The organism is Methanococcoides seepicolus (assembly GCF_023684405.1).
GTDB classification, from domain to species: domain Archaea; phylum Halobacteriota; class Methanosarcinia; order Methanosarcinales; family Methanosarcinaceae; genus Methanococcoides; species Methanococcoides seepicolus.
In genome coordinates, this window is the sequence record NZ_JAGSOI010000028.1 from 24,042 (window position 1) to 31,830 (window position 7,789).

Consider the following 7,789-nt stretch of genomic DNA (forward strand, 5'->3'; position numbering starts at 1 on the left):
GCATATCAAAGATGCCAGGTTCACAGCTTCCAGTACGGTGAGTTTGTCATATTTTACCCACACATCCTTAAGACTGATCACTTCTGCCATTCCATCCCTCATTCTTTTGTAATGCCCTGTGAAAATGCTTCGGTGATAGTGTCAAGATTGTCGATATAATCCTTTGCAAGCGGGTCCACAGTTACCACTTCACCACCAATTGCAGATGCGATCGCTTCAGCACTCTGTGTACTGAATTGTGCCTGGACGAAGATCACGCTGGCACTACAAATGGACCGAAAACAGCTATTTTAGTGGCTAGTATCTGTCCCATTACTACAAGGCCAGCAAATATTCCGATACACATGCCTACGCCATATTTTTCATCAAGATAACAGACGAAACTAGTAGCACCTAACGTTACGATTATCCATAGAATAATTAATTTAATCATTTTTCCTTCTCTTCGTCTGTTTTGTCTTGTATTTTTGGCTCTGTGGAAATCCCGGAAATGCAACTATATTCTAACTATGAATTAGGATTTCCACAGAGCCGAAAAAAGAGTTTCGCTTTTAAATCGAAAAGCAAATTTCAGCAGTTCACTAATATTTAAACCCTTCTATAATAATCCACATTTATCTACAACATTCAACTGTTAACATCTGTTTTAGCTTCCGTCTCACCCATTCCGCAACAAAATGGATGAATATATCAAATCTGAACAACTCACTTTCGATAGTATGAGGACCTCTTTTATCAATTGTAATATGTTTTCTTTGAAGTGTAACCCACACGTTTTTAAGAAGAAATGAAAACAAAGCATAGAAATATCGAATTGTAGAGGCTTTCTTTTGCAATTGGAAATACATGCGGAGGGAACTTTACCACATATAAATGTATCGTATGATGTCGTTTATATGAGTTTAAACTGAAATTAGCGAACTGCTGAATTTGATAATCTCGATATTGAGGATAGCTTCGAGATAATCTTCAGCTTTCCGCGACAGCATGATCGATACCCTGTTTCACTCTTTGCACATGGTGTTCCGTTATGTTACGACAAGCTCCCACTCCCTTCTCTGTAAGGAGGTATGTCACCCCGCACGAATAGACCGAATTACTGTCCAATGGTTTGCTTACCATCGGACAGCAGGAGCTGTTTTGGGGATCACAAACGGATCTGATATAACCTCTGTGTTCCATCAACTGCAGTAAAAATACCAGCTCCCTATGGGTTATTCCCAGTTTACAGGCTATCCGGTCAAAGGTCGTGTTCCCCTGTGATACGAGGTCCAGTATCTTCCTTGAGATGGTTGGGAATCCGATTATCATGGACGAACTCCTTTTCGATCTTCATTTTCGAAACTGTGCTACTCACAGCATAGCTTTCTTCCTTTCTCGGTAAGGCGATATGTTCTTCCTATTCCAAGATTCGTTCCCGGACAGGCGTGCCCCATGCCACAACCTGCGCAACTGGTTGTGTCAGGAGGCGGGCTCATGCAGGAGATCTCCATATCACCTTCACGTTCCATGGTCTCAAGAAGCTCCTTCAACTCTTTCGGACCCAGGTTAAGCCTTCGGGAAAGTTCCCCGAAGGTTATGTTGTCCTGAGACAGAGTCGTTGCGACCTCCTTTAGCATGTATCGGTAGCCTATCATCATCTGCTCACCTCAAACTTTTGTCATCTCTGTGGTGAACCTGTCCTTCCAGTAGAAGTACCCGATAAGGGACAGGAGCCCGAGATAGATGCCAGGTCTCATGCTGTCAATAATGCGCCATCCTTCGTAGTCCTCGCTCTTTACCGCGTAGAACATAAGGAGGTCTGCCCCCATGACCAGGAGGTAGACTGCCATGAACACCAGTGACATCAGGATGCCGACATAGACATAGGATACGCCCATGTGCACCCCTGCACTCAGCTCTTTGACCGCGTACAGGAACACAGCCCCGATCACGACAAAGCAGAAACCTCCGAAGAAATCCCCTGGGATCAGCAACGATTCAGCCAGACCGGTCTCGATCCCGAATCCTTCCAGCATCTTCAGGATACCGAATACTACATAGAGTATTCCTACCACCATTGCAAAGATCATTTTATTTGTATTTGCCATTAATATCACCTCAATTCAAGTTCATAATCCCCATCCTATGGCTGTACCTATGCGGTAGATCAGGAACGCAGCTATCCATGCCAGTGTTGTTCCATAGGCCACCATAAAGAGCGTCCATTTCCAACTACCGGTTTCCTTCTTTACCACACCAACACATGCAATGCATGGCACGTACAGGAGTGTGAATACCATCAGTCCAAGGGCTGTCAGCGGGTTCATAGCTCCTGCTGTTAATATTTCAGCAAGGGCATCTTCGTCCTCCCCGGTGCCGTATAGCACCCCCATGGAGCCTATCACGATCTCCTTGGCAATGAATCCAAAGACCAAGGCTACTGCCACTTTCCAGTCAAACCCGAGAGGTGCGACAAGAGGCTCAATTATGTGTCCCAATACACCTATAAGGGAGTCTTCTGTTCCAAGGATCTCCTCGGACGCGAACGCTGCATCCACTCCCGGAGCCGGGATGGCTGACAGCAACCACACAAAGACAACACCAGCCAGGATGATAGTACCTGCCTTTTTCAGGTATATGGAACCTTTTTCCCACATGTGTATCGCGCTTGCTTTGAGTGTAGGGAGCCTGTATGGCGGCAGTTCCATGATAAAGGGAGATGGTTTGCCTTTTAGCACTGTGCCACGTATCAATTTTGCAGAGAGTATGGCAACAATGATACCAAGTATGTATATACCAAAGATCACTGAGCCTGCCTGCCTTCCAAAGAACGCACCTGCCAGCATGAGATATACCGGCAATCGTGCACCGCAGGAAATGAATGGATTCACAAGAATTGTCACCAGTCTGTCCTTTTCGTCCTCGATGGTCCGGGTGGCCATGATCGCAGGCACATTACAGCCGAACCCCATCAACAGTGGAATGAACGATCGTCCATTCAGACCGATCTTGTACATGAGCTTATCCATGACGAACGCGGCTCGTGCCATATATCCAGAATCTTCCAGCAACGAGATCATGAGGAACAGTAACAGGATATTAGGAAGGAATATCATAACGGCGCCCACACCGGCGACGATACCATCGCCCAGCAGGGAACCAAGCACGGGATTTGTGATGCTCCCTGCAACCACTCCAGCCAGCCAGCCAAAGAACATATCAACGAATTCCATGAGCGGGGTTGCGACCGTGAATGTCACCTCGAACGCTGCCCACATCATGGCTAAGAATATAGGTATTCCAAGATACTTGTTGGTGACCGCCCTGTCGATCATATCTGAGAATGTCACCCCTTTGATACACTTGACGCAGACCTGTGGAAGCACCGTATTGATGGTCTCGTATCGTTTCTCTGCCATGGCTGCTTCATAATCTTCCTTTTTGATCGTGCTGAGCACACTGTTGACCTGGGTAGCCACTGAACTTCCCTCAATCTTTTCCAGGATGTTCTCATCGCCGTCCAGCAGCTTCACGCTCAACCATCGCACCGGATACTTGCCTGACAGTGCGCTGTCTTTACCAACAATTTTTTCCAGCTCGATGATCTTTTTCTCGATATCATCACCGTAGCTTACCTCGTGTTCGTGGTGTTCACCCTTGTCGGCTTCCCTGACGACCTCTTCCAGTAAAGCGTCGATCCCTTCTGCCCTGTTAGCAACTGTCTTTACAACAGGGATCTCCAGGAAATCTTCCATCTTTCTTGTGTCTATTTCATCTCCCCTGGACTCTGCAAGGTCCCACATATTGAGGGCTATGACCACCCTGGAACCAAGTTCCATCAACTGTGTGGTGAGGTACAGGTTCCTCTCAAGGTTCGTGGCATCCACTATCTGTACCACCACATCCGGTTTCTCTTCCACCACATAGTCCCGTGCCACGACCTCGTCAATGGAGTATGCCGTGAGACTGTACGTCCCGGGAAGGTCCACGACCTCTATCTCCGTATCCTTGTACGTCCTCTTTCCGGTCTTTTTCTCCACCGTCACCCCTGGCCAGTTCCCCACATGCTGTCTTGCACCTGTGATGGCATTGAACAAGGTGGTCTTTCCAACATTGGGATTACCTGCCAGGGCGATGGTTATTTTTTTCTTTTCCATATCTATTCAATCCTGATTTCCAACTTCATTTAACAATCTGATACCATTATCTTTGTAGCCATACCTTTGCCCATGGCGTATTTGGTGCCGTTCACAACGACAACCAGGGCACCCCGCTCAGACCTGTGGACCGTGATAAGACTGCCCTCGCAAAACCCCATCTCGACCAGACGTCGTTTCAGGCCCTGACCCGCGTTGATAGAAACAACTTTTCCCTCTTTTCCTTCAGGCATCATGGTCAGAGGTAGAACATGGGGCATGGCAGTTCACGCTCCCAGGGGCTGGACCACGATAAGTTCAGCTTCTGCTTTTCTCAGGGACAGGTTGTAGCCTTTGACAAGGAACTCCAGAGGATCTCCCATAGGGGCTTTCCTTATCACCTCGATCTCGGCTCCCGGCACCATTCCCATGTCAAGGATCCTTCTTCTGGCAGAGCCTCTGCCAGTTATCTGTATTACTTTTGCTTTGCTGCCCGGTTCGAGCAGGTTAAGCGTAGTTTCGGTCATTTAGATCAAACTCCTTTTTTTGTTAATACAATACAATGTTTGTATACCAAAAAGGAATGGTCATATATAAAAGTTTCGTGGAACCTAAACATCTGGTAGAGATCTGTGCAGATCGGCCACAGATATGTATTTTTGTATTCCAGAAGCAGACCAACGCCATGTTTATATACGACCACCACCATTTTTCCAAATATATTTTGGTAAACCAAAACAGGTTGATAAGGTATGGCGACAGAAAGAACTGAAGATTATTTGAAAATGCTGGATTCAATTATAAAGAAGAAAGGGTATGCGAGGGTGAAGGACGTTTCTGAGATCATGGGGCTGAACCCCTCCAGTGTCACAGGGATGTTCAAGAAACTGAACAGGGAAGGTTACATCAATTACGAAAAATACGGTGCCGTCACCCTGACCCCAAACGGAGAGGAGATCGCCAGGGCAACTGAGGAAAAATACGATGTCCTGCAGGAATTCCTCCAGATACTGGGAGTGGAAGCCAAAACAGCCGATGAGGACGCATGCAGGATAGAGCACGGTCTCACCCACGAGACTCTGGACGTGTTCACGAAGTTCGTTGAGTTCATCAATAAGAAAGAGGAATTGCCGCTGTGGTTAGAGCATTTCAGGTATTTCTATAATACCGGGGAATACGTTGAATGCACTCCTGCAACACAGGATGGCTGTCCTGTGCATGGGAAAAAGAAGACCAGCGAATGAACGGGATGGCGTTGCCATCTCGTCCATTAATGTTCAAAAGTTTTTAGCTCATACCCTGTTTGCGTTCTGTAATATCAACAATGATGCCCTGATAATGGGTGATCACACCCTCCTCGCGCTGGATAAAGGTCTTTTCTTCGACCCACCGCACATCCCCTGGTTCTGTCAGTATCCTGTACTCTTTGACAAATTCCCTGCCCCCTTTCTTACCGGTCTCTTCGAGCTCGGTCTCAACATCCGGCAGGTCAGCGGGATGCACAAGGTCAGCGTACACGATGGATTCTGACATGAAGTCGTCGGCTGCCTTCTTGAGTTTGCGAACCCAGCTCCTTGCCCGTTTGAGTGCAAGCCTGATATCCTGCTCTGCATACTAGGCAAGTTTGTTCACTTCTCGAAGTTCAGACAGGGACATATTCAGCCCCCTCATCCTTTATCCCAAAAGACTCAGGAGAAACACCCTCGAGACTCATGGTGGTACGGGCAACTCGCATATCCCATTCAGAACCATGCACAGCGTCGGAATCTATCAGGTCTTTATGTTGCTGGTAGATGGCGCAGGCTTGCTGGCGGGTGGCCTCGCTTACATTACTATTCATACCAACGCCTCCAGAAAAAAATCTACGTATCAATCGATATCTGAATCATCGTAGTCAGACTGACTGATTAAAAAATTCACAGCGTCCAGATTCATAGGTAGATTATTGAACCTGCCAACCCGTAAAATAACGCATTTTTCTTCAGCACGTTCAATGAACAAACAAATATTGAAATCCTTTTTTCATTTTTCTACCTCTTTCATTTTAACATAATTAATATTTTCATAAATAATTAATCAGATTGTCCTGCTCCATTTGGATCTTTAATGTCAGGAAAATAAGCGTGAAACTATGAAAACCGCATCTCAAAAATAACGTACGTTTCTAAGAAAAACTACTTACAATATCAAAAACAGCTATAAATACCAAATTTGGGGTGTAGCAAAATTATTAAATAAAACATATAAACAATTGGTTTTGGAGGTGGATTATATAACTCATATGTATTAACTAATACAGTATAAAGAGAAAATTGATTTTTTTTGGTACGATACCAAAAATAGATACAAAAGGAAAGAAAGCAGAAACTAAAAAATGTTAAAGAAGAATTAGCATGAATAAAAATATTAAATTCACATTGACCCTCTTCACTTTATTGATAGCAGTTTTCATATCCGGTTGCATTGATCAGACGGAGGAGAATACCAGCCATCAGGACGAAAGTATCGTTGTTGCGATAAGCATACTGCCACAACAGGAATTTGTAGAAAAGATAGCTGGTGACAGAGTTAGTATCGTTGTCCTGATACCACCCGGAGCAAGTCCTGCTACCCATGAACCAACCTCCGGTCAACTGAGGGATGTGGCAGATGCAAAAGCATATTTTACAGTAGGATCTGGATTACCTTTTGAGAACGTCTGGCTTGAGAAGATAGAGGCTGTAAACGAAGACATGCTGATCGTGGATTGCTCAGAAGGAATTACGATAATGGAAATGCATGAAGAAGAGCATGAAGCTGAAGAAGACGGAGAAGAAGGGGGACATGATCATGGAGGAGTCGATCCTCACATCTGGACATCTCCACTAAATGCTAAGATCATGGTCGAGAACACATACCTTGGCCTTATCGAGATCGATCCTGATAACAGCGAACTCTACTTACAGAACAAAGAGGCTTACCTGAAAGAACTGGACGAAGCTGATGCCAGAATTCGGGGCATTCTTGGCGAAGAAGGCGGCAGTTTCATGACATACCATCCTTCCTGGAGCTATTTTGCAACTGAATACGGACTCGATATGATAACTATCGAGGAGGAAGGAAAGGAACCAAGCCCAAAGGATATGCAAAGGCTTATCGATGAAGCTGAAGAGAAAAATATCAACGTGATCTTCGTACAGGCACAGTTCAGTACACAGAGCGCTGAAGCGATTGCATCTGCAATTGGTGGTGAAGTGGTAACTGTGGACCCGCTCGCAAAAGATTACATACACAATCTTGACACTATCACCGAAGCATTTTCACAGGGCATTACAAAAGAATGAGGGATGGAATGGCAGAAGTGATCAGCCTTAAGGAGGTATGGGTAAAATATGACAAACTCCCCGTACTGGAAACTGTGAATCTGCCATCCTTAATATATAGTTTAGCACCATCAACATGTATGTTGACCCCATAACCTTTAGAAGTAGCAATTTCAGTACTTCTCTAATTATTCCTCCTTTTTGTTCTTACTCCCATTAACTTATCTCAAACACTCCACCACCAACTGAATCCTCAATTTTCTCCTAAGCCAATCCTCTATTAAGAGAACAAATCTATCGAACCTGAACTTATCCTCATCAATGGTCTGTGGCCCTTGTTTTACTTTCGTAAAATGCTTTTTCTGAAGA

General features: G+C 45.2%; 12 protein-coding genes and 2 pseudogenes. 2 read left to right on the plus strand and 12 right to left on the minus strand.

The genetic code is table 11. The features are described from left to right. Positions 1-98: 98 nt before the first annotated feature. From KDK67_RS07985 to KDK67_RS08025, 9 genes and pseudogenes are all read right to left on the minus strand, one after another. Positions 99-257 carry a hypothetical protein gene (locus KDK67_RS07985; protein WP_250868274.1) on the minus strand — a complete coding sequence of 53 codons (159 nt, stop codon included), beginning with the start codon at positions 255-257 and terminating at the stop codon, positions 99-101. Beyond that, on the minus strand, positions 254-433 hold the full coding sequence (locus KDK67_RS07990) for a hypothetical protein (RefSeq protein ID WP_250868275.1): 180 nt from the start codon (positions 431-433) through the stop codon (positions 254-256). Before KDK67_RS07990 ends, KDK67_RS07985 begins: the two co-directional genes overlap by 4 nt. A 181-nt stretch (positions 434-614) precedes the next feature. Beyond that, positions 615-827, minus strand: a pseudogene (locus tag KDK67_RS07995) (ISH3 family transposase); the annotation flags it as partial. Between the two features lie 142 nt (positions 828-969). Continuing rightward, on the minus strand, positions 970-1,311 hold the full coding sequence (locus KDK67_RS08000) for a hypothetical protein (RefSeq protein ID WP_250868277.1): 342 nt from the start codon (positions 1,309-1,311) through the stop codon (positions 970-972). Between the two features lie 38 nt (positions 1,312-1,349). Beyond that, the gene (locus KDK67_RS08005; RefSeq protein WP_250868278.1) at positions 1,350-1,640 is read right to left on the minus strand and encodes a FeoC-like transcriptional regulator; all 291 of its coding nucleotides are present in this window, start codon (positions 1,638-1,640) and stop codon (positions 1,350-1,352) included. 9 nt (positions 1,641-1,649) lie between these two features. Then, positions 1,650-2,090, minus strand: coding sequence for a hypothetical protein (locus KDK67_RS08010; protein WP_250868286.1), 441 nt, complete (start codon positions 2,088-2,090; stop codon positions 1,650-1,652). Positions 2,091-2,111: 21 nt separating this feature from the next. Then, positions 2,112-4,139, minus strand: coding sequence for a ferrous iron transport protein B (gene feoB / locus KDK67_RS08015; protein WP_250868279.1), 2,028 nt, complete (start codon positions 4,137-4,139; stop codon positions 2,112-2,114). Positions 4,140-4,168: 29 nt separating this feature from the next. After that, on the minus strand, positions 4,169-4,399 hold the full coding sequence (locus KDK67_RS08020) for a FeoA family protein (RefSeq protein ID WP_250868280.1): 231 nt from the start codon (positions 4,397-4,399) through the stop codon (positions 4,169-4,171). A 6-nt stretch (positions 4,400-4,405) separates the two neighbouring features. Continuing rightward, a complete protein-coding gene (locus KDK67_RS08025) occupies positions 4,406-4,645 on the minus strand; it encodes a FeoA family protein (protein WP_250868281.1) in 240 nt (79 codons plus the stop codon). A 225-nt stretch (positions 4,646-4,870) separates the two neighbouring features. Between KDK67_RS08025 and KDK67_RS08030 the strand changes: the two genes are divergently transcribed. Further along, complete coding sequence (locus KDK67_RS08030; protein ID WP_250868282.1) at positions 4,871-5,362, plus strand: metal-dependent transcriptional regulator; 492 nt, start codon at positions 4,871-4,873, stop codon at positions 5,360-5,362. Between the two features lie 43 nt (positions 5,363-5,405). Here KDK67_RS08030 and KDK67_RS08035 read toward each other — a convergent pair whose 3' ends face one another. Together KDK67_RS08035 and KDK67_RS08040 are read right to left on the minus strand one after the other, a co-directional pair. Then, entirely contained in the window at positions 5,406-5,651 is a 246-nt protein-coding gene (locus KDK67_RS08035) for a PAS domain-containing protein (protein ID WP_250868283.1), read from the minus strand. Positions 5,652-5,760: 109 nt separating this feature from the next. After that, on the minus strand, positions 5,761-5,958 hold the full coding sequence (locus KDK67_RS08040; RefSeq protein WP_250868284.1) for a hypothetical protein: 198 nt from the start codon (positions 5,956-5,958) through the stop codon (positions 5,761-5,763). Between the two features lie 553 nt (positions 5,959-6,511). Between KDK67_RS08040 and KDK67_RS08045 the strand changes: the two genes are divergently transcribed. After that, a complete protein-coding gene (locus KDK67_RS08045) occupies positions 6,512-7,441 on the plus strand; it encodes a metal ABC transporter solute-binding protein, Zn/Mn family (RefSeq protein ID WP_250868285.1) in 930 nt (309 codons plus the stop codon). Positions 7,442-7,641: 200 nt separating this feature from the next. On the opposite strand, the pseudogene KDK67_RS14660 reads toward KDK67_RS08045, so the two are convergent. Beyond that, positions 7,642-7,789: pseudogene (locus tag KDK67_RS14660) on the minus strand (ISH3 family transposase); the annotation flags it as partial.